Source organism: Sphaerisporangium sp. NBC_01403 (assembly GCF_045040145.1).
GTDB lineage: Bacteria > Actinomycetota > Actinomycetes > Streptosporangiales > Streptosporangiaceae > Sphaerisporangium > Sphaerisporangium viridialbum.
Genome location: NZ_CP109534.1, coordinates 5,769,172 through 5,790,016, shown reverse-complemented (window position 1 = coordinate 5,790,016; position 20,845 = coordinate 5,769,172). Strand labels below are relative to the sequence as shown.

Genomic DNA, 20,845 nt, shown 5'->3' with positions numbered 1-20,845 from the left:
GGGCCGTGGTGCTTGAGCGGTTCAGGCTCGACGGCAAGGTCGCCGTCGTCACCGGGGCCTCCTCGGGGCTGGGCGTGGCCTTCGCGCGCGGCCTGGCCGAGGCGGGCGCCGACATTGTGATCGGCGCCCGTCGCGAGAGCGGGCTCGCGGAGACGCGGCGTCTGGTCGAGGAGACCGGGCGCCGCTGCGTCGCGGTGGTCACCGACGTCACCCGTCCGGGCGACTGCCAGGCCCTCGTGGACGCCGCGGTCACCGAGCTCGGAGGCGTCGACATCCTGGTCAACAACGCCGGGGCCGGCACGGCCGTGCCCGCGCTGCGGGAGACCCCCGAGGAGTTCCGCCGGGTCGTCGACGTCAACCTGCACGGCTCGTACTGGATGGCCCAGGCCTGCGCGAAGGTCATGCGTCCTGGGTCGTCCATCGTCAACGTCGGCAGCGTGCTCGGCGAGTCCACGGCGGGGCTGCCGCAGGCGGCCTACAGCGCGTCGAAAGCGGCCATCGTGGGGCTGACCAGAGATCTGGCCCAGCAGTGGACCGGGCGGCGCGGCATCCGGGTCAACTGCCTGGAGCCGGGGTTCTTCGAGTCCGAGATGACCGCCACCTACCTTCCCGGTTACCTCGACCGGCAGCTTGAGCGCCGCGTGCTGATGGGGCGGGCCGGTGACCCGGCCGAACTGGTGGCCGCCGCGGTCTTCCTGGCCTCGGACGCGGGCTCGTACGTCACCGGCGTGGCCCTGCCCGTGGACGGCGGGTTCCTGGCAACATGATCCCGGCGCGCCGTGCCCGGCCGGTGAGGGCACTCGCGGGCCGAGGCGTCTCCCGGATGTGGCGCGACGGTTTCGTCCGGGTCACACATCCTTCATCCGTCTGTGGAAGAGTCGCACCTACATTTACCTGGTGTTGGGAGGGCATGTGCTGGAGATCGACCGGCTTGCCGCAGTGGTCCGTGACGAGCGCCCGTGGGGTGGTTTCGAGCGGTACACCCACAACGAGACGTCCACCGTCAAGATCATCGAGGTCGCGCCCGGGCAGCGGCTCAGCCTCCAGCGGCACAAGCACCGCGACGAGCTATGGGTCGCCCTCGACCCCGGCGCGGTCTTCGAGATCGACGGCGAGCGCGTCGAGCCGTCGGTGGGCGACCGGGTGCTGATCCGCGCGGGGCAGACGCACCGGCTCGGCTCCTCAGGCCCGGCGACGCGCATTCTTGAGGTCGCCTTCGGCCACTTCGACGAGGACGACATCGAGCGCCTCGACGACGCCTACGGCAGAGCCTGACGGCCCGGAGTTCCGCTTTCCTCCTTCGGCCCGCGAGCCCGTCGCCCTGATCGCGACGGGGATCCCGTATCGCGCGGGTCCGGCTGCTTGTACCCCGGCTATGACAGCCGTCCGCATGCCTCCCCCCGAGGATTTGTCCGATGTACCTGGGCTTGGCCGCTTTCTCCGGGGCTTTGCCGTAATCGCGGCTTTCGGGGGTAGTTGCTATACCTAGGTATTACTTTTTCTTTACCTGGGGGTGGCAGTGCGCCTGCGTGGATCTCGCGCGTTCGTGGCCGGAGTCGCGGCGGCCGTCATGCTGATGGGATGCGGCCCAATCGACGCCAACGGCGCCGGTGCCGCCGGCGGTGACATGGGGTCCGGGGACGGTGGCGGGGGTGGCGATTCCACCGGTGTCGTCCCCCTGGACAATCCCAAGGGCACCGAGCGCGGCCTCGCCGCGATCACGTCCGCCAAGGACCGCGCCGCGGCGGTCAAGCTGATCGAGAAGGTGCCGACCAAGGGGCGCGGCCCCAAGACCGGCTACGCCCGGGACGAGTTCGGGTACGCGTGGGCGGACAACGCCGAAGACATCCCGTTCGCGCACAACGGTTGCGACACCAGGAACGACATCCTGGCACGCGACGGCGACGGCCTGAAATACCGCTCGGGATCGAAATGCGTCCTTGTCTCGATGACGCTTCACGACCCCTACACCGGCAAGACCATCGACTGGACCAAGCAGAAGGCCTCCGAGGTCCAGATCGACCACGTCATGCCGCTCTCCTACGACTGGCAGATGGGCGCGTCGCGCTGGAGCAAGGCCAAGCGGGTCCAGATCGCCAACGACCCGCTGAACCTCATGCCGGTCGACGGCTCGGCCAACTCCTCCAAGGGCGACTCGGGGCCGGCCACCTGGCTTCCCCCGTCCAAGGTGATCCGCTGCTCCTACGCCGTGCGCTTCGCACAGGTGGCGCTGAAGTACGAGCTCCCGGTCACCGCCCCCGACAAGGACGCCATGCTGGCCCAGTGCGCCTGACACCGCACTGCACGACTACGCGGTCCGGTACGTGCGCTGTGGACGTGCGTCGTGCCGCGTACGCCGCGACGCACGCTGCGCCGTGAGCTGATGTACCCCGGGATGTACGCGGTGCCGTGACGTGCGCCGTGCCGTGGCGGGCCCCCTCTGCCCTCCACGGCACGGCGGGACCTGCTAGTCGTCGTGCTTCTGGCGGAACTTGATGATCTTGCCCGTCTTCACGGAGATGTAGACGCGGTACTCGGCGTGGCGCTTCTTCAGCTCCACCTTCCAGACGCGGTAGCCGTGCTCCCACTCGCGCTCGACCTCGGTGACCCGGGCGCCGGGAACCCGCTTCTTGGCGATCCTGATCGCCTGGCTGTAGGTGATCGCCGCCGTCGAGGAGCTGACGGTGCCGGTGGTCGCGGTCGCCGCGGTCGCGGTCGTGGAGGTCGCGGCGGCGGGCGTGGAGAGCTGGGTCGCGGCCGAGGCCGCCACGGCTCCGGTGGTGAGGACGGCGATCGCTCCGGCGCCCGCGATGGTGAGTCTGGCTGCCTTGCCGATGCTCTGTGTTTTCGTCATGTCCCCACATTCGCCGGAGGCGCCCTAAGCCCGCGCTTCGGCAAAGTTAAGGGGCTCCTAAGGTCAGGACGACCAGAGCGCCGCCGCCCCGCGCGGTGCCCAGTGACAGCGAACCGCCCGACGCCTCGGCCGTCCGGCGGGCGATGTCCAGGCCGAGCCCGGTCGATCCCGCGCCGCTGAGGCCCCGTTCGAGGGGGTTCGCCGCGTCCGTCCTGAGCCCGAACCCCGGCCCCGAGTCCGCGACCTCGATCCGCACGCCCCCGGGCGCGGCGGGTCCAGGGCGTACGCCTTGGGGTCCAGCGCGTACGTCTTCGGGCGCGGACGGTCCAGCGCGTACGCCTTGGGGCGCGGTGGGCGTCAGCCGTACGGTGAAGGAGGCGCCCTCGGGGGTGTGGGCGAAGACGTTGCCGAGCAGGGCGTCAACGCAGGCGGACAGCTCGGCGGCGCTGACGGCGACCGTCAGCGGCCCCTGGGGAAGGTCCAGCTCCACCGGCCGGCCCTGGTCCTCGGCCAGCACCGACCAGAAGGTGACCCGCTCGGCCACGACCGCCACCGCGTCACAGCTCGCGTGCTCCCGCGACCGGCGGCGTACGTCCGTGATCACCGAGCTCACAGCGCGTTCCAGCGCGTCGACGCGGCTGCCGAGCCGTGCGGCCTCCTCCTGGTCGGCCAGCGACTCGGCCTCCAGCCGCAGCCCCGTCAGCGGGGTGCGTAGCCGGTGGGAGATGTCGGCGGCCGTCTCCCGCTCCTCGGCCAGCAGGTCGCTGATCCGTCCGGCCAGGTGGTTGAGCGCGAGCCCCACGTCGCGCACCTCGACAGGGCCGCCTGGCGTGGTCCGGGCTGCTAGGTCTCCGGCGGCGAGCCGGTGGGACACGCGGGCCAGCCCGGTCATGGGCCGGGTCAGGGCGAGCGCCAGGCGGTCCGCGACGAAGATGCCGACACCGATCAGGGCGAGCCCGAGGACGAGCATGCCGATCCACACCTCGCGGACCCCGTGGCGGAGGTCCTCCTCGCCGAGGGCGACGCGCACCACGGCCGTACCGCCGGGAAGGCCCTGCACGGCGGCGAGGACCTCAAGGCCCGAGGGAGTCTGCGCCGACAGGCTCTGCCCGCGCGCGGCCAGCTCCACGGCCGGCGACCGCGAGGCGGGGGAGCCGACGACGGCGCCGCCGGGGAGGAACACGGTGATGGCGTGGCCGCTCGACGCCGAGGTGCGCTCGGCGGTCAGCGCGAGGCCCTCGGGATCGGCCGTGCCGACGGACGCCGCGACCGACTGCGCCTCGGAGTTGGCCTGCGTCACCGCACCGCTCTCGGCCAGCGCGCGCACCAGCAGGGCCAGCGGGACCAGGAGGGCGATCAGCACCAGCGACGTGGTGGCCGCCACGAGCAACGCGAGCCACCGCCTCATGACGGCCCGGCCAGCATCAGCGAGGTGGCGGTCGCCGTGAGCCATCGCTTCATGATGGTTCCACTGGTTGTCGCCGTGAGCGGCGTGAGCCGACGCCTCATGACGGGTCGACCAGCTTGACGCCGACGCCGCGTACGGTCTGCAGGTAGCGGGGGTCCTGCGCGGTCTCGCCCAGCTTGCGGCGCAGCCACGACAGGTGGACGTCCACGGTCTTGTCGGCCCCGCCGTACGGCACCTGCCAGACCTCGGTGAGCAGCTCGCGCTTCGTGACCACCTCGCCGGAGCGGGTGGCCAGGTAGTGCAGCAGGTCGAACTCGCGTGGCGTGAGGTCCAGCGGGGTGCCGTCGAGGACGGCCTCGCGGCTGCGCGGGTCCAGCCGCAGGCCGCCCACGGTCACCGAGGTGTCCGTACGGCCGTCGGCGGTGCGGCGCAGCACGGCGCGGACCCGGGCGTCGAGCTGGGCGGCGCTGAAGGGCTTGACCACGTAGTCGTCGGCCCCCGCGTCCAGCAGGCGGACCATCTCGGTGTCGCCGTCCCGGGCGGTCGCCACGATCACCGGTACCCGGCTGACGGCCCGGAGCATGCGCAGCATCTCGGTGCCGTCCAGGTCGGGCAGGCCGAGGTCGAGCACGACGAGGTCCGGACGCTCAGAGACGGCCTGCCGGAGGCCGTCGAGCGCGGTCGGAGCGGAGGACACGGCGTGACCGCGCTCACGCAGCCCTCTCATGAGGGCGGTACGGATCGTCGCGTCATCCTCGACGAGCAGGACATTGGCCATGGGCGGTTACGCTAACGGCTCCGGTGCTGTTGGCATAAGCCCGTTATGGTGCGCTTAACCCGGTCTTAGGAGAGGGTCAGGGAGGATCAGGGCATGAACCGGCGCCTGCTTCTCGTCGTGACCGGATGGCTGGTCGTCGGCCTCGTGGCCACCGGCGCAGGCGTCGTGGTGACCGCCTTCCTCGGTGAGTCGATCACCGGCTCCGCCTCCCGTGCCCTCTCACCCGCCGAGGTCCGCCGCGCCCTCGACGCCGCACCATCGCCGTCACCCTCGGGGGACACCGCAGGCAACGGCTCACCGTCCTCCTCAGAAGACGGCTCGGGGGACGGCCTGCGGTCCGGCTCGGGGTCCGGCCCGCGGTCCGGCTCGGGGGACGGCTCGGGGTCCGGCTCGGGGTCCGGCTCGGCGGACGGATCGGAGGCACCGTCGGTGTCGCCCTCTAGTACGGGATCCGCTGGTGCGAGCCCTTCCGCGTCCGCTCCAGCCCCACCGTCCGCCGGCGCCGCCCAAGGGCAGACCAAGGTGTTCTCGGCGCGGGGCGGGGCCGTGGTTGCCCGATGCGCGGGCGGGCTGGTGACCCTGCGGTCCTGGACCCCGGCTCAGGGGTACGAGGTGAAGGACGCGGAGCGTGGCCCGCGTGACAAGGTGCGCGTGAGGTTCGAGGGCGGAGACGCCCGCACCGAAATCGAGATCCACTGCTCGAACGACCACCCCATCGCCACGATCAAGAACGACTGAGCGCCTTCCGCTTCGGGTGACTCCGGCCCGCCGCACGTCCAGTACGGGCGCTTCTCGACTGGGATCCAGCTGCGTTCCGCTGCGGCAAGTACAGCTTCCACCTGTGGTCGTATCGGCACCCGGACTCGATTCACCCTGCCGACCGCCGGGGCCAGACGGCGCCGGAGCGCCGCCGACGTAATGGCATGGCCACGCCGGCGGTGACCGGCATCAAGCTGAGCTGGCGAATACCTGAATCGGCCTACGCGACCGGTCACGTGCATGGTGAGATCGGACATCGCCCAGAAAAGGCTGCGCCCCGGCTGCGTGCTGAGCAGAGGCATCACCGGGGCTTATGACGCGAGCGTACCACGGCACATCGGAAGGCGGTCAGGATGCGAGAAGCCGAAGCCAGGCGGCTACGCGACTTTCTCTCACCGTCACGCCTGGCCGAGTACGAGCTTCGATGCGCTGGCGATCCGGTCGCGGCGCTGCGCCTGCACTGCTGGAACACCGAGATCTCCGAAGCTTTCTACGGGCCGTTGCAGTATTTGGAGGTGTCGATGCGCAGCGTCATGACCAAGGAACTCGTCACGCTGTTCGGGCAGCGGGACTGGTGGGCCAGTCCACGGGCGGATCTGCACTACGGTGCCCGCCGGAAGATCGCGGAGGCGACGGATCAACTTCGGCGCTCGGGGCTGCCCACGGACCCGCAGCAGATCGCCGACGAACTTCCCTTCGGTTTCTACGTGTCCCTGCTCGGACCTGGCAACAACTACGACCAGCGACTATGGCGCCCAGCGCTGTACCAGGCCTTCCCCGGCTACCGCGGTCGCCGCCGTGACCTCCATCGCAGGTTCGACTTCCTCCGCGTCTTCCGCAACAAGATCGCACATCATTGCCCGATCCACCATCGTCATCTGGTGGCCGACCATGACGCGATCCTAGAAAGCCTCCGCTACATCGACACGGGCCTCGCCGTCATGGTCGAGCGTCACAGCAGAGTCGGCGAAGTCCTTGCCCGGCGTCCCTGACCCCTCGGCGTCGTTGCCATCGTCACCTGGGTCCGGAAAGTCAGTGCACCGAAACGATTCCCTGAGTCGTGTCCAGAGGTGCTGGTCCACGGCAGATGATCTTCGCGGGCCAGGACGTCCGGATCGAGATCGGGATCCACTGCTCCGACGACCACCCCATCGCCACGGTCAAGAACGCCTGAGGGGTCTCTTCAGTTCGATCAAGAACGCGGAACAGAGTGGCTATGTTGTCTGGGGTCGTGATCGATGGGAGTGATGGGCCCTCCCGGCACCCCCGTGACGGGGCAAGAGGTTGTTTCCCACCCGGGCCATGGACTACCGGCGTACGGCCAGGGCTCGTGCCTCGCCGACGGCCCAGCGCCTGCCGCCAGTTCTGGTGCGCTGACCTCTATGTACGCCGCGCCGGGCCGGCTTCCGCGGGAGTGTGCGCCCCGCCCGTTGGCTTCGTTCGTCTGGACGGTTCGCAAGGAACAGACAGTGGACAAAGCCATCTGGCACCAGCTCGATCAATCCCTGTGTGGGACCTGGGCGCGCGGATCCCGCCCGGAAGATGTGGCCGCCTCCAGAAACAGCGAAGCCCCTGCGTTCTCCAGGGTTACGTTGACGCCGCGTGGCGGAGGCCTCGTAGGGTCCAGGGTGGGCAGTTCGGGTCGGCCTCGGCTTCGGCGACGGTGAGCCACGCGAGAGCGGCCACCTCGTCGGGCGACGTGGCGAAGGGCATCGCGTCGGGCGGCATCGGAGCCGAGAAGACCACGTTGATCACCGGGTCGCCGTCGTCGGTCACGAAGAAGGCGCTCTCCGCGTAGGTGACCTCGACCCCGGCGAGGTCGACGCCGATCTCCTCCGCGACCTCCCGGCGAGCGGTCTCCTCAAGCACATTGTCCGCTGCCCTATCGACCTCGACCTTGCCGCCGACTCCACTGAGCACGCCGGGCGCGTGATCCTCCTGTTCGCCGCGCCTGATGAGCAACCAGCGGCCGTCTCGGTGCAGGAAGACCTCGACATCACCACGAAGGCGGGCCGGCCACCTCTGGTGACACAGGCTGACGCGTTGGGCGCGATCTCCGACATGTACGAGAACCCTACCGGTCATGATCCAGCCTGCAGAAGATGGCGTGGATCCCGTGGGCGACGGTCGCAGGTCAGGCGGGAGCCGTCGTTAGACGATGCCACGCGGGACCGCATAAAAGTGGGGGCGATGCCAGCGTGTGCGGCGTGGATGCCGCTCCCACCTTTCGGCGGGTAGCGCCCCACCTGGCCGCCTTTGGAGGTCACTGTTCTGGGTGGGCTTCAAGTGGATCACCCGTCACGTGGGTGAGGGGTGGGTGGAAGGAGGTTTTGCGACTCCCGCAGGTTCCTTCTGATGATTGTCGTGCCTTATGGGTGGTTGACGCGGCGGGCCCCGCCACCCCTGGCTCAGGCCCGCCGCGCGTCTAGGAAGGGCTCTCCACGATGGTGGCCCGTCGTGTTCCACCTGTCGCGTAGCCGTTCTGATGAGCGATCTCGTCCTGTACGGCGAGTTCCATCACCAGCGCCACGACGTCGCCTCTCGCGATGCTCGGCACCAGGCCGGAAGCGCGCTGGTCGTCTGTGAGGGTGGCGTGCCGAGTGGCCCACCATCCGCCACGGGTGCCGTCCGCGCGCTTCACCCGCGTGATCCGCCACGCCGGGTAGGTCTGGTTGAGCGCGGCGATCTGCCGTTCGATGAGCGTGCTCACCACTTCGGGCACCGGGGGCGGTGGCATGGGTCCGCCGCGAGCCGGCATGAAGCCCCCTATGCCGATCCCTCCAGTGACCGGAAAGCCGTACGGATCGGGCAACTCGGCGTCAGCCGGATCGCAGAACTCGGCGTCGGGCGAGTCAGCCGGTTCGGCGTCGGCCGCATCGGGCAACTCGACGTGGGACCGGTCCGGCTCGCGGGCATGTCTGCCGGGAGCGGTCATGAGGCGCTCATACCGACCAGCAGGGCCATGGCTCCGAGTTCGGCCTCGCGCATCAGCTCGCGCAGCTCGTCCAGGGTGGTCGCCTCGACCCTGAGCGGCCGGGGAGCGTGCCAGATCGCCATGGCGACGAACCTGCGGCTGCCCAGGCCGTACATGACGTGCCAGGCGGGCTCCATCTGGTCGAGCTGGGCGGCGGCGGCCCGCTTCGCCAGGTCCCAGCGCCGGGCGTCGACCCGGCCGGTCCACGCGCCGACCCTGTGCCGCCCCGGACGGTTGCCGGCAGAGGGCGGATGTGCCACGTCGGCCTCCGAGCGGATCCGGCCGGTTCTACCCTTGCTCATGGTCAGGACCTGCTTCCTGATCAAGGGACCCGTACGGCGTGTCAGCGCCTGCGGGTCCCGCCTTTCGCGGCGTCGGGTCCCATCACAACGCTCCGAAACCATGTGCGGACAGAGGGTTCGGGAGGACACTGGGAGACAACCCGAGGGTGTCCCCTTGTCCGGTCGGTCGAAAGGTGCGCTGATGGTCGCCGATGAACCACCCGCGTGGGCCGCGCGGCTGAGAGCGGAGCGGCGCGACAGGTGCTGGAGCCAGAAGGAGATGGCCAGGCGGCTGCGTGAAGCGGCCGACCCCCGCACCCGCGCTCATCTCGCCTCACCGGACTCGCTGATACGGATGATTCGTGGATGGGAAAGAGGTGATCACCTCCTGCGCGATCCCTACCGCGTGCTCTACTGCCGGGTCTTCGATACCGCGGAGGCCGACCTGTTCGGTGGTGATCCATCATGGGGAACCACCCCGATCCAGGCGGAACCGAGCCCGGCCATCGAACGTCTGGAGACGCTTTCTCGCGGGCAGGTCGCGGAGCTTCTAGAGCACCTACGCGACCAGTGGCACCTTTTGGTCAAGAGGGACAACCTCCTCGGTCCACGCCACACCCTGACCGCTGTGCGCGAGCAGATAGCGCTCCTGGAGGCGCTTTTGAGGTCGGCTCGTGAAGGCAGTCGGCTAGACGTGCTCAGGCTGGCGGCTCAGTACGCGGAGTCGGCGGCGTGGCTTCATGAAGACGCGGGCGACCTGCCCCAGGCGAGATATTGGACCGACCGCGCGATGGTATGGGCGCACGAAAGCGATGATCAGTTGATGCTCGCATGGACGATGTTCCGCCGAAGCCAGCAGGCGACGGCGGAACGCGCCGCAGGAGCCGCAGGAGAGGTGATCGGCCTGGCCAACGCCGCACGTCGGAAAGCCGATGTGCTTCCCGATCCGATGAGAGCAGCCATCCTTCAGCAGGAAGCCCAAGGCCATGCGCTGGACCGTGATGAGAGGCGGTGTCACGCGTTGCTGGATGAAGCGCAGATGTGGGCGGCGTCGGTCCGCGACGATGGCGACGCGCGAGGCGGGCATGGCTCCTTCTGTTCGACCGCGTACGTCGAGATCCAGCGCGCCCGCTGCTGGCTGATGCTTGATCAGTCGTCCCGTTCACTCTCCGCCTACGAGGCCGCGCTGCCCGTGCTGTCGCCTGTGTACCGCCGCGACCGGGCCATGGCCCTGGCCGGAATGGCCGCCGCGTACGCCGCCGAGCGGGAGCCGGAGCAGGCGGCGACCGTGGCCGGGGAGGCCTTGGAGATCGCTCTGGGGGCGGGTTCGTGCAGGATCCTCTACATGATCAAGTCAGTCGGCTCGTCGCTGGATGCGCATGAGACACTTCCCGCCGTCGCCGCCCTTCGTACGGCCCTGGCCGGCATTCCCGCCGTCTGATGGCCTCCCAAGTCGAGATTCAGGCGATGCGGCATGCCATCGCCCTGTCAGCCCACGGCCTCGGTACGACCAGCCCCAATCCGCCGGTGGGCTGCGTCGTCGTGGACGGGCAGGGCCGCATCCTCGGAGAGGGCTACCATCACCGGAAAGGCGAGGCCCACGCGGAAGGCAACGCACTTTGCGCGGCCGGTGGCGCTGCCATCGGGGCTACGGCGATCGTCACGTTGGAGCCCTGCAACCATGTGGGCCGCGCCCCGGCATGCAGGCAGTTGCTCATCGACGCGGGAATCGTCCGTGTCGTCGTCGCACTTGTCGATCCGACCTCGCGCGGCGAGGGCGGCGTGGCGGCCCTGCGAAATGCCGGGGTCGAGGTCGAGGTCGGTGTGCTGGCAGATGAGGCCGAGCTTGTGCTCGGCCCGTGGCTTTCCGCCCTCAGGACGGGCAGGCCGACCATCACCTGGTCATATATCGCAGATGTCTCCGGACCCGCGTCCGCGCTTGATCGGATGCCCGGTGTCATGGAGCTCCGAAAGGGCGTCGACGCCGTGCTGCACGCCGACGGTCGCCTTGAAGAGGGCGTCCTCGGCGGTCATGGGGCCGGCATGATCAATATTCCTTCCCGAATCCATGGCGACGGCGACACGGCGCTTCGGTCGCTGTACGCGGGCGGGGTGCGATCGCTGCTCATCGATGGAGGTGCGGGTCTTACCGAGCCCCTCTTATCCGAGGGATTGATCGACTACGTCGTCGCCTATCTCCCGCACATGAGTCCGTCTTCGTCCACAGGATTGGGTCACGAGATCGTCCTTGCCGGATTCCGTATCACGCAGATCAGCCGGGCGGCGGATCATGTCTGCGTGCACGCCCGGCGGGAGGCCGCTGCCCCCGTTATCCACAGGGGCTCGTTCGCGGGCGAATGATCTTGGGTGGGGTGTTCTAGGATCGGCCGACCGTAAAGAGCTAGTAAAGGGCGGCCCGAAGATGAGCGCACGTAAGAGCACTGACAGTTCGGCATCGGGTGGGGGGCGTGGTAGGCGGCTTCTGCTCAGGGGGTTGCTGCTCGCCGTCATCGCCATCGTGGGCCTCGGGTTCCTGGCCACGGGCTGCAGCAAGGTCAGCACCGCGCCGGACGAGGTCAGGCTGCACTACGCCGGTGGCCCGTTCGAGGCGATCAAGTTCGTGAAGTGCATCAACCCCTCCAGCGGGGCCACCTTCCTCGGCCCGGGCGACACCTCCTACGCCTATCCCTTCGGCCAGCGCACGTTCGACTTCTCCGGCACCGGCGACTCCGAGTCCAAGCCCATCAGCATCGTCTCCAAGGACAACGTCGAGATGCAGGTGGCGGGCTCCGCGACGTTCACCCTCAACACCTCGTGCGAGACGCTCCGCCAGTTCCACGAGAAGATCGGGCTGAAGTACGGGTCCTATTTCGACGCCAGGGAGTCCGAGGGCTGGCGCCGCATGCTCAACTTCTACTTCAAGCAGCCGCTCGACCGTGCGATGGACGCTGCCTCGCAGGAGTTCGAGTGGAAGAAGCTGTTCAACGACCCGAACGCCAAGCAGCAGTGGGAGCAGCGCGTCGGCCAGCTCGCCCGGCAGTTCATCAAGGAGACCGCCGGCGCCGACTACTTCTGCCAGCCCAACTACGCGGGCACCGGCGAGTGCGGTGACGTCGCGCTCACCATCCAGAAGCCCGAGCCGCCGCGCAGCCTGATCGACGCGCTCGCCGCCGAGCAGGCCGCCAAGCAGCAGAACCTCGCCCAGCAGCAGATCAACACCAAGGTCAAGACCGAGCTGGAGTCCATCAAGGACCTGGTGGGGGTGCTCGGGCCGCAGGGAGCCATCCTCTGGAAGGCCATCCAGGACGGCAAGGTGCAGGTCGTGCCGGTGCCGCAGAACGGTTCCCTCAACATCACCCCGCAGTCACGCTGACCCCACAACTGTTCGGTGGATATGAGCGGATAAGTCCAGATATCGGCAAGCTTGGGCGACTCTCGAAGTCCCGGGTGCTTGATGGTGGAAGTATGCAGTTATGGGGGGATCGCATATTTCTGGGGAGATCGGTGATGCCGGAGCGCACGTACTACCCCGACGGGGCTCCGTCCTGGCCGGAGCTCACCGCGCACGATCTCCCCACCGCCGTCCGGTTCTACGAGAAGATCTTCGGCTGGACGTGCAAGGATCTCGGTCCGAAGGTCTGGCACTACACGATGTGCCTGGTGGACGACAAGCCGGTCGCCGCGATCACGCCCCCGGCGGTCGGCCTTGAGTCCACCGAGGCGGCCTGGCGCGTCTACCTGGCCACTTCCGACGCCGAGGCCTCCGCCGTGCAGGTCGAGGCCAGCAACGGCAAACTCGTCATCCTCCCGATGGCGTTGCCCGACTTCGGGGCCTTCGCGCTGGCCGTCGACCCCGAAGGGGCGACCTTCGGGCTCTGGCAGGCCGGTCCCCACCTCGGGTCGCGCCTGTACGGCGAGCCGGGGGCGATGTGCTGGAACGAGCTCTACGCCAGGAACACCAAGGTGGAGGACCCGTTCTACGAGTCGCTGTTCGGCTACGAGGAGGAACAGGTCGGCGACGGCGTCGACTACGACTACGTCCTGTGGAAGATCGCGGGTGAGCCCGTCTGCGGGCGGCTGCGGATGCCGTACGAGGCGGCACGGGTGCCGTCGCACTGGAAGATCTATTTCACCGTGGCCGACTGTGACGCCACCGAAGCCCAGGTCGTGCCCGAGGGTGGCTCGGTGCTGGTCGGCGCGTACGAGATGCCGCACGGCCGGGTGGCCCTCCTGGCCGACCCCACGGGCGCAGCCTTCGCGATCTGCGAGCACACCCGCGAGTCCTTCACCGGCTAGCGGTTGGCGTGAGTGCTGTGGTCAGCGGGGTGGGGCCACGTCGGTGCCGAAGGCGGTGGCTATCGCGCGCATGCCCTCGGCCAGTTCCTCCCGGTCGAGGGCCTCGATGCGGTCCACGGGGCCCGAGATCGACATGCCGGCGATGATCCTCCCGTCGTCGCGCACGGGCACGGCCAGGCAGTGCACCCCCAGCTCCTCCTCGCCGAAGTCCATCGCGTACCCCTGCTCCCGCACCCTTTCCAGCTCCGCGAGCATCGCGTCGATCGAGGTGATCGTGTGCTCGGTGCGGCGCGGCAGGCCCGTACGCGCCAGGATGGCCGCCGCGTCCGCGCGCTCGGCGAGCAGGACCTTGCCCACCGCCGTGCTGTGCGGCAGCACCCGCCGGCCCACCTCGGCGAACATCCGCAGCCTCCGAGGGGACGCCGCCTGGGCCACGTAGACCACGAAGTCGCCCTCCAGCACGGCGAGGTTCGCCGTCTCGCCGGACAGCGCGACCATCTTCTCCAGGTACGGCTGCGCCCACACGCCCACCATGCGCTCCGCCGCGCCGCCGAGCCGCACCAGGGCGCTGCCCAGGGCGTACCGGCGGTCGGACTCCTGCCGGACGTACCCCCGGGCCAGCAGCGACCGCAGCAGCCGGTGGATCGTGCCGTACGGCAGGCCCGTGCGGGCGGCGATCTCGGAGAGGCCCGCCTCGCCGCCCTGGTCGGCCAGCGCCTCCAGCACGTCCAGCGCCCGGTCGACGCTCTGGACCGTGCTCATCGGGCCCGCTTCGCGGCGGCCGCGACGCCGGCGCGGCGGGGCGGACGTCCGAGAGTGGCGGGGGAGAGGCCGCGGAGGGAGGCGTCCAGCACCTCGGCGGTGTGCGCGACGCGGATGTCCGCACCCCGCCTTCGTGCCGCCGAGGCGATCTGCATCGTGCACCCGGGATTGGCGGAGACCAGCAGGTCGGCTCCGACGGAGAGCACCTGCTCGGCCTTGCGGTCGCCGAGGTCGCGGGCGGCCTCCGGCTGGAACAGGTTGTAGGTGCCCGCCGACCCGCAGCAGATCGAAGAGTCCGGCACCTCCCTGAGCCGCAGGCCGGGAACGCTCGCCAGCAGCGACCTGGGCTGTGAACGGATGCCCTGCGCATGGGCGAGGTGGCACGCGTCGTGGTAGGCGACCGTGATCGGCAGAGGGTGGCGCTCGGCGGAGGGCCCCAGCTCGGCCAGGAACTCCGCGAAGTCCACAAAGCGGAGCCCGCGCGCCCTGGCGGCCCAGGTGGGATCGCCCGAGAGCAGCTCGGCGTACTCCTTGGTGCTCGACCCGCATCCGGCCGCGTTGACGACCACGGTGTCCACTCCCGCGCGCTCGAACGTCTCGATCGTCCGGCGGGCGAACCGCGCGGCCTCCTCCTTGCGCCCCGAATGCACAGAAAGCGCGCCGCAGCAGCCCTGCCCCGGAGGGATGACCACGTCGCATCCCTCCATCGCGAGCACGCGGGCCGTGGCGGCGTTGACCCTGGGGAAGAACTCCCCCTGCACGCATCCGGTCAGCATCCCGACGACGGCCCGCCGCTCGCCCCGGGCCTCCACCCGGTGCGGGAGCCGCACGCGGCGGGGGACTGGGGGAGCCAGCTCGGCCATGGCGGCGAGGCGCGGGTCCAGCCGTTCGAGCAGGGGGCGCAGGCGCGGCGTGAGCTTCTCGCCCAGCTTCAACGGCAGGCGCAGCGCCCGCAGCCGCCGGGGGTAGGGGAACAGCCCGAACACCAGGGCGCGGAAGGCGCGGTCGGCCTTCGGGCGCTCATGGACCCGCTCGACCTCGGCCCGCGTCGACTCGATGAGCACGTCGTAGCGCACGCCCGAGGGGCACGCGGTGACGCAGGCCATGCAGCCCAGGCAGGCGTCGAAGTGACCGGCCATCTCAGGGGTCAGCGGGGTGCCCTCGACGTGCTGTTTCATCAGGTGGATGCGCCCGCGCGGGGAGTCCATCTCCTCGCCCCACAGGACGTAGGTCGGGCAGGTGGGCAGGCAGAAGCCGCAGTGCACGCAGTCCTTGATCAGCTCGGGGTCCATGATGCTCCGCTCCTCACGCGCCGTGGCCCGCGACCGGCGGGGGCCCGCCGACGAGCCGTCCGGGTGACATGCGCCCCTCAGGGTCGAAGCGCTCCTTCACCCGCCGCATCAGCGTGGCCGCCCCGACCGGCCCCCAGCGGTCGAGCCGCGACGCGGCCTCCGGGGGTGCGGTCCACACCACCAGTCTCCCGCCGTCCGAGGCCACGCTGGAACGCAGAGCCGTCACGAAGACCTCGGCGGCCCGCGCGGCGGTGCCCGGGGGAAGCGCCAGGTGCAGCACGCAGGAGGCGACCGCTCCCCGGACGCGCACGGTGAGGTCTCCGGCCTCCTCGGCCGCGCGGGTGACCGAGGCCAGCGCCCGTACGGCCGCGCCGGGCGGGACGCGCAGTTCGAGCAGGAACTCCTCACCAGGCGTTTCGAGCGGGAAGTCCGCATCGGGGAGCCGTCCCCACCACGCCGGGGGCTCGGCGGAGATCAGCGCGGTCTCTCCCATGAGCTCGCCCACGGCCTTGGCGCGCTCGTCGGCGGCCACCCCCTCGACGAGCGCGGACACGGTGACCGGGCCGTGGACCTCCGGCCGGTCGATCTCGAGCGCGCTCGGCTCAAGCTGGGAGCCGGCGATGGCGCCGATGTCCGGAAGGGCGCCGAGGCCGGGGACGGTGGCGGTGATCCAGGCACGGGACGCGGGCACCGGGTGGAGCCGGAACGTCGCCTCCGCGATGACACCGAGCGTGCCGAGGGAGCCGGTGAACAGCTTGCCGAGGTCGTACCCGGCGACGTTCTTGACGACCTTGCCACCCGACCGGGCGATCGTGCCGTCGGCGAGCACGACCGTGATGCCGATCAGCAGGTCGCGCGCCGTGCCGTACCGCAGGCGGCGCGGTCCGGCGGTCGCGGTGGCGAGCGTGCCGCCGACGGTCGCCCCCTCGACGGGGACATCGAGGGCGAGCTGCTGGCCAGCCTTGCCGAGGGAGTCGGCGAGCGCCTCCGCCGTGACCCCGGCCTGCACGCGTACGACGAGGTCACCGGCGACGTGCTCCAGGATCTGGTTCAGGCAGCAGGTGTCCAGCAGCAGGTCGCAGCGCTCGGGCGCGGAGCCCCAGTGCACCTTGGTGCCGGCGCCCACCGGGAGCACGGCGAGATCGTGCTCGGCCGCGACCCGCATCACGGCGGCCATCTCGCCGGTGGACTCGGGCAGGGCGACCCAGCGGGGCGCGACCCCGGCGACCTCGTCGTCAGGACCGGCCTCCCGGATCGTCACACCGCTCGCCGCGAGGGCGTCGCCGGCGCTCATGGGCGCACGCTCGCAGCGAGACGCCGCTCGATGGCGGGCGTGGAGCGCGGCTCGATGGCGGGGCCGGGACGGGGCGGTGGGACGCTGCTCGATCGCGAGCCGGGACGGGAGGAGCGGGACGCTGCTCGATGGCGGGACGGGACGGGGGGAGTGGGACGGGGCATCAGAACAGTTCCGCCTCTCCGGAGGCCACCAGGGGATGCACGCCCTTGCGCACCCCGGGGGCCTCGCCGCACAACCGGGGCGTGGGGAAGATCTTGCCGGGGTTGGACAGGCCCTTGGGGTCGAAGGCGCAGCGCACGAGCTGCATGGTGTCCAGATCCTCCGGCGTGAACATCTTCGGCATATATCGGGATTTATCAACCCCGACCCCATGTTCCCCGGTGATCGACCCGCCATGCGAGATGCACAGGTCCAGGATCTCGCTGGACACCTGCTCCGCGCGCTCCCCCGCCCCCTCCTCGCCGTCGTCGAACAGTACGAGGGGGTGCAGGTTGCCGTCCCCCGCGTGGAAGACGTTGGCCACGCGGATGCCGTACCGGGCGGACAGCTCCTCGATGCCCGAGAGCACGCTCGGCAGGGCCGTCCTCGGCACGACGCCGTCCTGCACGAGGTAGGCGGGGCTGATGCGGCCAACCGCCGCGAACGCCGACCTGCGCCCCTTCCAGATGGCCGCCCGCTCGGCCGGGTCGTCGGCGATCCGCAGCTCGAAGGCGCCGCTCTCCCGGCAGATGCGGTCGACCTGCGCGAACTGGTGGGCGACCTCTGAGCCGGGCCCGTCCAGCTCCACGATCAGCACGGCGCCCGCCCCGGCCGGGTAGTCGCACCGCACCGCCGCCTCGGCGGCCTCGATGGCCAGGGCGTCCATCATCTCGATCGCCGCGGGGACGATGCCCGCGGCGATGATCGCCGAGACGGCCAGCCCGCCCGAGGTGACGTCGGTGAACGCCGCCAGCAGCGTGGTCACCGCCTCGGGGGCGCGCGACAGCCGTACGGTGATCTTGGTCGCGATGCCGAGGGTGCCCTCCGAGCCGATGAACGCGCCGAGCAGGTCGTACCCGGGATCCATGGCGTCGAGCTCGACGATCTCGCCGTCCGGGGCGACCAGCTCGATCGCGAGCACGTGGTTGACCGTGAAACCGTACTTCAGGCAGTGCGCCCCGCCGGAGTTCTCCGCGACGTTGCCGCCGATCGAGCAGATCTGCTGGCTCGACGGATCGGGCGCGTAGTAGTAGCCGTACGGGCGCGCCGCCTCGGTGATCGCGAGGTTGGTCACCCCCGGCTCCACGACGGCCCGGCGGTTCTCGATGTCGATCGCAAGGATCCTGCGCATGCGCGAGGTCACGATCAGCACGCCGTCGGTGCGCGGCAGGGCTCCGCCGGACAGGCCGGTGCCCGAGCCCCTCGCGACGAACGGCGTGCCGGTCTCGTCACACGCCCTGACCACCGCGGCGACCTCCTCGGCCGTCTCCGGCAGCACCACGATGGCCGGCGTCGCGCGGTGGTAGGTCAGCCCGTCGCACTCGTACGTGCGCAGCCGCACCGGGTCGGTGATCACCCCGGCGGGCCCCAGGATCGACTCGAAGTGGCCGGACAGCTCGGCCAGGGCCGGGGTCATGGCATGCGGGAGTAGGCCGGGACGGTGAGGAAGTCGGCGAAGTCGTCGTCGAGCGCGACCTCCTTGAACAGCTCCGCGGCCTGCCCGAACAGCGACTCGTCGTAGCCGGGCTCCTGGCGGATCTTGTCGAGCTCCTCGGAGATGATGCGCTCCACCAGCTCCTTGGTCACCACCTCGCCGGTGTCGGCCAGCTCGATGTCGTTGTGGATCCACTGCCAGATCTGCGAGCGCGAGATCTCGGCCGTGGCGGCGTCCTCCATGAGGTTGTGGATGCCGGCGGCTCCGCTCCCGCCCATCCAGGCGGCCAGGTAGCGAAGGGCCACGTCCACGTTGTTGCGCAGGCCCGCCTCGGTGATGTCGCCGGGCGTCTTGGACACCGCGAGCAGGTCGCCCGCCGAGACCGAGACGTCCTCACGGAGCCGGTCGAGCTGGTTCGGCCGGTCGCCGAGCACGGAGTCGAAGACCTCCCGGCAGATCGGCACCAGGTCGGGGTGGGCCACCCAGGAGCCGTCGAAGCCGTCGCCCGACTCGCGGGTCTTGTCCGCCCGCACCTTCTCGAGGGCGACCTTGTTCACCTCGGGGTCACGCCGGGAGGGGATGAACGCCGCCATGCCGCCGATCGCGTGCGCGCCGCGCCGGTGGCAGCTGCGCACCAGCAGCTCGGTGTAGGCCCGCATGAACGGGGCGGTCATGGTCACGGCATTGCGCTCGGGGAGCAGGAACTCCCGCCCCCGCGTGCGGAACTTCTTGATGACGCTGAAGAGGTAGTCCCAGCGGCCGGCGTTGAGCCCCGCCGAGTGGTCGCGCAGCTCGTAGAGGATCTCCTCCATCTCGAACGCGGCCGGGTAGGTCTCGATGAGGACGGTCGCCCTGATCGTGCCGTGCGGGATGCCGAGCAGCTCCTGCGCGCGGGTGAACACGTCGTTCCAGAGGCGGGCCTCCAGGTGCGACTCCATCTTCGGCAGGTAGAAGTAGGGGCCCTTGCCCTTGTCGATCTGCCGCTGCCCGCTGTGGAAGAGGTAGAGGGCGAAGTCGGCGATCGAGGCGGAGACCGGCCTGCCGTCGACGACCAGGTGCTTCTCGGTCAGGTGCCAGCCCCGGGGGCGGACGACGATGGTGGCCAGCTCGTCGTCGGGCCTCAGCGCGTACGTCTTGCCGCCGGACTCGAAGTCGATCGTGCGGTCGAGCGCGTCACGCAGGTTGAGCTGCCCGTTGACGACGTTCTCCCAGAGTGGGGAGTTGGCGTCCTCGAAGTCGGCGAGCCAGACCTTGGCCCCCGAGTTGAGTGCGTTGATCGTCATCTTCCTGTCGACCGGGCCGGTGATCTCGACCCTGCGGTCCACCAGGCCGGGCGCGGGCTCGGCGACCCGCCACGAGTCGTCCTCGCGGACGGCCTTGGTCTCCGGGAGGAAGTCGAGGGTGCCGCCGGCGGACAGCTCGGCCTGGCGGGCCTGGCGGGCGTCGAGCAGCTCCCGCCGGCGCCCGTCGAACTCCCGGTGCAGGGTGGCCACGAACCCCAGGGCCTCGGGGGTGAGGATCTCGTCGAAGCGGTCCAGCAGGGGACCGGTTATCTCAACGCCTTCCATGGCCATCCTTCCATCGCGTTTTCCACTATGCGGAAAATTAGTTCTGAATTATGGAATCGACGCTACTCGAAGCCCGAGTCAGGGGTCAATGTCCGGTATCCCTGAGGGATCCCCAAGGGTCGCCTCGGGGCGTTCCCCGATGGGCGCGAGCCCGGCCGGCGAGCAATCTTGGAACCATGACGAAGCAGACGCCCCCCGCCGATACCTCCCCACAGACCCGCGCCTCAAGCGGACGTAGGAGCCTGAGAGGCGTGATCGCCGCCGGAGCGGTGCTGGGGACGGGGCTCCTGCTGACCGGCTGCGGCCTGCAGAACATCGGGACCCCCACGAAGGAGGAGACCAAGTCCTACGACCTGGACGGCAAGGTGGCGGTCCTGCGTGTCCAGAGCGGCTCGGGGGCCATCGTGGTCAACGGGTCCGACCGCCCCGGGCTCCACGTGACCGAGACGCTGCACTGGAAGGCGGACAAGCCCGCCACGCGGCATCCGATCTCGGGCGACGTCCTGACGCTGGACTACAAGTGCTCCGGCGGCGACTGGGGATGCGGGGTCGACTACGAGGTGGAGGTCCCGCGCGGCATGCGGGTCAAGCTGGACACCGGCTCCGGCGACATCACCCTGCGGACCCTGTCGGGGGAGGTCGACGCCAAGACCGGCTCCGGCACGATCGACGCCAACGGCCTGGCCGGCAAGAAGGCGGTCGCGGAGACCGGTTCCGGCGACGTCGAGCTGCGCTTCACCGGCGTCCCCGACGACGTCAACGTCAGGACCGGGTCGGGTACGGGCATCGTGCGCGTGCCGCAGGGCGCCTACCACGTCACCACGGACACGGGGTCGGGGGAGCGGAAGGTGGAGGTCACCAGCGACGACTCCTCCCCGCGAAGGATCCACGTGCGGACCGGCTCGGGCGACGTCCAGGTGCTCAAGATCTGAGGCGGGGCGAC

The 20,845-nt window shown here is 70.1% G+C and carries 21 protein-coding genes; 10 read left to right on the top strand and 11 right to left on the bottom strand.

Features of this window, described 5'->3' with window-relative positions:
• Nucleotides 1-8: 8 nt before the first annotated feature.
• The 3 genes from OG589_RS25765 (at nt 9) to OG589_RS25755 (ending at nt 2,293) form a co-directional block, all read left to right on the top strand.
• Nucleotides 9-767 carry an SDR family NAD(P)-dependent oxidoreductase gene (locus OG589_RS25765; RefSeq protein WP_405140333.1) on the top strand — a complete coding sequence of 253 codons (759 nt, stop codon included), beginning with the start codon at nt 9-11 and terminating at the stop codon, nt 765-767.
• A gap of 130 nt (nt 768-897) precedes the next feature.
• Nucleotides 898-1,275 carry a phosphomannose isomerase type II C-terminal cupin domain gene (locus OG589_RS25760; RefSeq protein WP_405140332.1) on the top strand — a complete coding sequence of 126 codons (378 nt, stop codon included), beginning with the start codon at nt 898-900 and terminating at the stop codon, nt 1,273-1,275.
• Nucleotides 1,276-1,546: 271 nt separating this feature from the next.
• Nucleotides 1,547-2,293: an HNH endonuclease family protein gene (locus OG589_RS25755; RefSeq protein WP_405140331.1), complete on the top strand. Its 747-nt coding sequence runs from the start codon at nt 1,547-1,549 to the stop codon at nt 2,291-2,293.
• Nucleotides 2,294-2,467: 174 nt separating this feature from the next.
• Here OG589_RS25755 and OG589_RS25750 read toward each other — a convergent pair whose 3' ends face one another.
• The 3 genes from OG589_RS25750 to OG589_RS25740 are packed head-to-tail and all read right to left on the bottom strand — an operon-like array spanning nt 2,468 to nt 5,040.
• Nucleotides 2,468-2,854: a PepSY domain-containing protein gene (locus OG589_RS25750; RefSeq protein WP_405140330.1), complete on the bottom strand. Its 387-nt coding sequence runs from the start codon at nt 2,852-2,854 to the stop codon at nt 2,468-2,470.
• Nucleotides 2,855-2,900: 46 nt separating this feature from the next.
• Nucleotides 2,901-4,307 carry a sensor histidine kinase gene (locus tag OG589_RS25745; RefSeq protein WP_405140329.1) on the bottom strand — a complete coding sequence of 469 codons (1,407 nt, stop codon included), beginning with the start codon at nt 4,305-4,307 and terminating at the stop codon, nt 2,901-2,903.
• 52 nt (nt 4,308-4,359) lie between these two features.
• Nucleotides 4,360-5,040, bottom strand: coding sequence for a response regulator transcription factor (locus OG589_RS25740; protein WP_405140328.1), 681 nt, complete (start codon nt 5,038-5,040; stop codon nt 4,360-4,362).
• Between the two features lie 93 nt (nt 5,041-5,133).
• Here OG589_RS25740 and OG589_RS25735 point away from each other — a divergent pair, with 93 nt between their 5' ends.
• Both OG589_RS25735 and OG589_RS25730 read left to right on the top strand, forming a co-directional pair.
• Nucleotides 5,134-5,778, top strand: a complete 645-nt coding sequence (locus OG589_RS25735) for a hypothetical protein (RefSeq protein ID WP_405140327.1) — start codon at nt 5,134-5,136, stop codon at nt 5,776-5,778.
• A 374-nt stretch (nt 5,779-6,152) separates the two neighbouring features.
• Nucleotides 6,153-6,791 (top strand): hypothetical protein, encoded by a 639-nt coding sequence (locus OG589_RS25730; RefSeq protein WP_405140326.1) that lies wholly within the window; start codon nt 6,153-6,155, stop codon nt 6,789-6,791.
• A 595-nt stretch (nt 6,792-7,386) separates the two neighbouring features.
• Here OG589_RS25730 and OG589_RS25725 read toward each other — a convergent pair.
• From OG589_RS25725 to OG589_RS25715, 3 genes are all read right to left on the bottom strand, one after another.
• Nucleotides 7,387-7,884 carry an NUDIX hydrolase gene (locus tag OG589_RS25725; RefSeq protein ID WP_405140325.1) on the bottom strand — a complete coding sequence of 166 codons (498 nt, stop codon included), beginning with the start codon at nt 7,882-7,884 and terminating at the stop codon, nt 7,387-7,389.
• A 340-nt stretch (nt 7,885-8,224) separates the two neighbouring features.
• On the bottom strand, nt 8,225-8,734 hold the full coding sequence (locus OG589_RS25720) for a hypothetical protein (RefSeq protein ID WP_405140324.1): 510 nt from the start codon (nt 8,732-8,734) through the stop codon (nt 8,225-8,227).
• Nucleotides 8,731-9,075, bottom strand: a complete 345-nt coding sequence (locus tag OG589_RS25715) for a hypothetical protein (RefSeq protein WP_405140323.1) — start codon at nt 9,073-9,075, stop codon at nt 8,731-8,733. The genes OG589_RS25720 and OG589_RS25715 overlap by 4 nt, the downstream gene beginning before the upstream one ends.
• A 181-nt stretch (nt 9,076-9,256) precedes the next feature.
• Between OG589_RS25715 and OG589_RS25710 the strand changes: the two genes are divergently transcribed.
• From OG589_RS25710 to OG589_RS25695, 4 genes are all read left to right on the top strand, one after another.
• A complete protein-coding gene (locus tag OG589_RS25710; RefSeq protein WP_405140321.1) occupies nt 9,257-10,495 on the top strand; it encodes a hypothetical protein in 1,239 nt (412 codons plus the stop codon).
• Complete coding sequence (ribD, locus tag OG589_RS25705) at nt 10,495-11,415, top strand: bifunctional diaminohydroxyphosphoribosylaminopyrimidine deaminase/5-amino-6-(5-phosphoribosylamino)uracil reductase RibD (RefSeq protein ID WP_405140319.1); 921 nt, start codon at nt 10,495-10,497, stop codon at nt 11,413-11,415. Before OG589_RS25710 ends, ribD begins: the two co-directional genes overlap by 1 nt.
• A 133-nt stretch (nt 11,416-11,548) precedes the next feature.
• Nucleotides 11,549-12,427 (top strand): SPFH domain-containing protein, encoded by an 879-nt coding sequence (locus tag OG589_RS25700; protein WP_405140317.1) that lies wholly within the window; start codon nt 11,549-11,551, stop codon nt 12,425-12,427.
• 134 nt (nt 12,428-12,561) lie between these two features.
• Entirely contained in the window at nt 12,562-13,350 is a 789-nt protein-coding gene (locus OG589_RS25695) for a VOC family protein (protein ID WP_405140315.1), read from the top strand.
• Between the two features lie 21 nt (nt 13,351-13,371).
• On the opposite strand, the gene OG589_RS25690 is transcribed toward OG589_RS25695, so the two are convergent.
• From OG589_RS25690 to aceB, 5 genes are all read right to left on the bottom strand, one after another.
• Nucleotides 13,372-14,112, bottom strand: a complete 741-nt coding sequence (locus OG589_RS25690) for an IclR family transcriptional regulator (protein WP_405140313.1) — start codon at nt 14,110-14,112, stop codon at nt 13,372-13,374.
• Entirely contained in the window at nt 14,109-15,404 is a 1,296-nt protein-coding gene (locus tag OG589_RS25685) for a (Fe-S)-binding protein (RefSeq protein WP_405140311.1), read from the bottom strand. The genes OG589_RS25690 and OG589_RS25685 overlap by 4 nt, the downstream gene beginning before the upstream one ends.
• 13 nt (nt 15,405-15,417) lie before the next feature.
• A complete protein-coding gene (locus tag OG589_RS25680; protein WP_405140309.1) occupies nt 15,418-16,698 on the bottom strand; it encodes an FAD-binding oxidoreductase in 1,281 nt (426 codons plus the stop codon).
• Nucleotides 16,699-16,861: 163 nt separating this feature from the next.
• Nucleotides 16,862-18,316: an FAD-linked oxidase C-terminal domain-containing protein gene (locus OG589_RS25675; RefSeq protein ID WP_405140307.1), complete on the bottom strand. Its 1,455-nt coding sequence runs from the start codon at nt 18,314-18,316 to the stop codon at nt 16,862-16,864.
• Entirely contained in the window at nt 18,313-19,908 is a 1,596-nt protein-coding gene (gene aceB, locus OG589_RS25670) for a malate synthase A (RefSeq protein WP_405140305.1), read from the bottom strand. The genes OG589_RS25675 and aceB overlap by 4 nt, the downstream gene beginning before the upstream one ends.
• 245 nt (nt 19,909-20,153) lie before the next feature.
• On the opposite strand from aceB, the gene OG589_RS25665 reads away from it, so the two are divergent.
• Nucleotides 20,154-20,834 carry a DUF4097 family beta strand repeat-containing protein gene (locus OG589_RS25665; RefSeq protein ID WP_405140303.1) on the top strand — a complete coding sequence of 227 codons (681 nt, stop codon included), beginning with the start codon at nt 20,154-20,156 and terminating at the stop codon, nt 20,832-20,834.
• Nucleotides 20,835-20,845 lie beyond the last annotated feature (11 nt).

Coding starts and splice junctions, on each gene's coding strand:
- OG589_RS25750 (WP_405140330.1), bottom strand. CDS start 2,854: ATGACGAAAACACAGAGCATCGGCAAGGCAGCCAGACTCACCATCGCG.
- OG589_RS25745 (WP_405140329.1), bottom strand. CDS start 4,307: ATGGCTCACGGCGACCGCCACCTCGCTGATGCTGGCCGGGCCGTCATG.
- OG589_RS25740 (WP_405140328.1), bottom strand. CDS start 5,040: ATGGCCAATGTCCTGCTCGTCGAGGATGACGCGACGATCCGTACCGCC.
- OG589_RS25735 (WP_405140327.1), top strand. CDS start 5,134: ATGAACCGGCGCCTGCTTCTCGTCGTGACCGGATGGCTGGTCGTCGGC.
- OG589_RS25730 (WP_405140326.1), top strand. CDS start 6,153: ATGCGAGAAGCCGAAGCCAGGCGGCTACGCGACTTTCTCTCACCGTCA.
- OG589_RS25725 (WP_405140325.1), bottom strand. CDS start 7,884: ATGACCGGTAGGGTTCTCGTACATGTCGGAGATCGCGCCCAACGCGTC.
- OG589_RS25720 (WP_405140324.1), bottom strand. CDS start 8,734: ATGACCGCTCCCGGCAGACATGCCCGCGAGCCGGACCGGTCCCACGTC.
- OG589_RS25715 (WP_405140323.1), bottom strand. CDS start 9,075: ATGAGCAAGGGTAGAACCGGCCGGATCCGCTCGGAGGCCGACGTGGCA.
- OG589_RS25710 (WP_405140321.1), top strand. CDS start 9,257: ATGGTCGCCGATGAACCACCCGCGTGGGCCGCGCGGCTGAGAGCGGAG.
- ribD (WP_405140319.1), top strand. CDS start 10,495: ATGGCCTCCCAAGTCGAGATTCAGGCGATGCGGCATGCCATCGCCCTG.
- OG589_RS25695 (WP_405140315.1), top strand. CDS start 12,562: ATGCCGGAGCGCACGTACTACCCCGACGGGGCTCCGTCCTGGCCGGAG.
- OG589_RS25690 (WP_405140313.1), bottom strand. CDS start 14,112: ATGAGCACGGTCCAGAGCGTCGACCGGGCGCTGGACGTGCTGGAGGCG.
- OG589_RS25685 (WP_405140311.1), bottom strand. CDS start 15,404: ATGGACCCCGAGCTGATCAAGGACTGCGTGCACTGCGGCTTCTGCCTG.
- OG589_RS25680 (WP_405140309.1), bottom strand. CDS start 16,698: ATGAGCGCCGGCGACGCCCTCGCGGCGAGCGGTGTGACGATCCGGGAG.
- OG589_RS25675 (WP_405140307.1), bottom strand. CDS start 18,316: ATGACCCCGGCCCTGGCCGAGCTGTCCGGCCACTTCGAGTCGATCCTG.
- aceB (WP_405140305.1), bottom strand. CDS start 19,908: ATGGCCATGGAAGGCGTTGAGATAACCGGTCCCCTGCTGGACCGCTTC.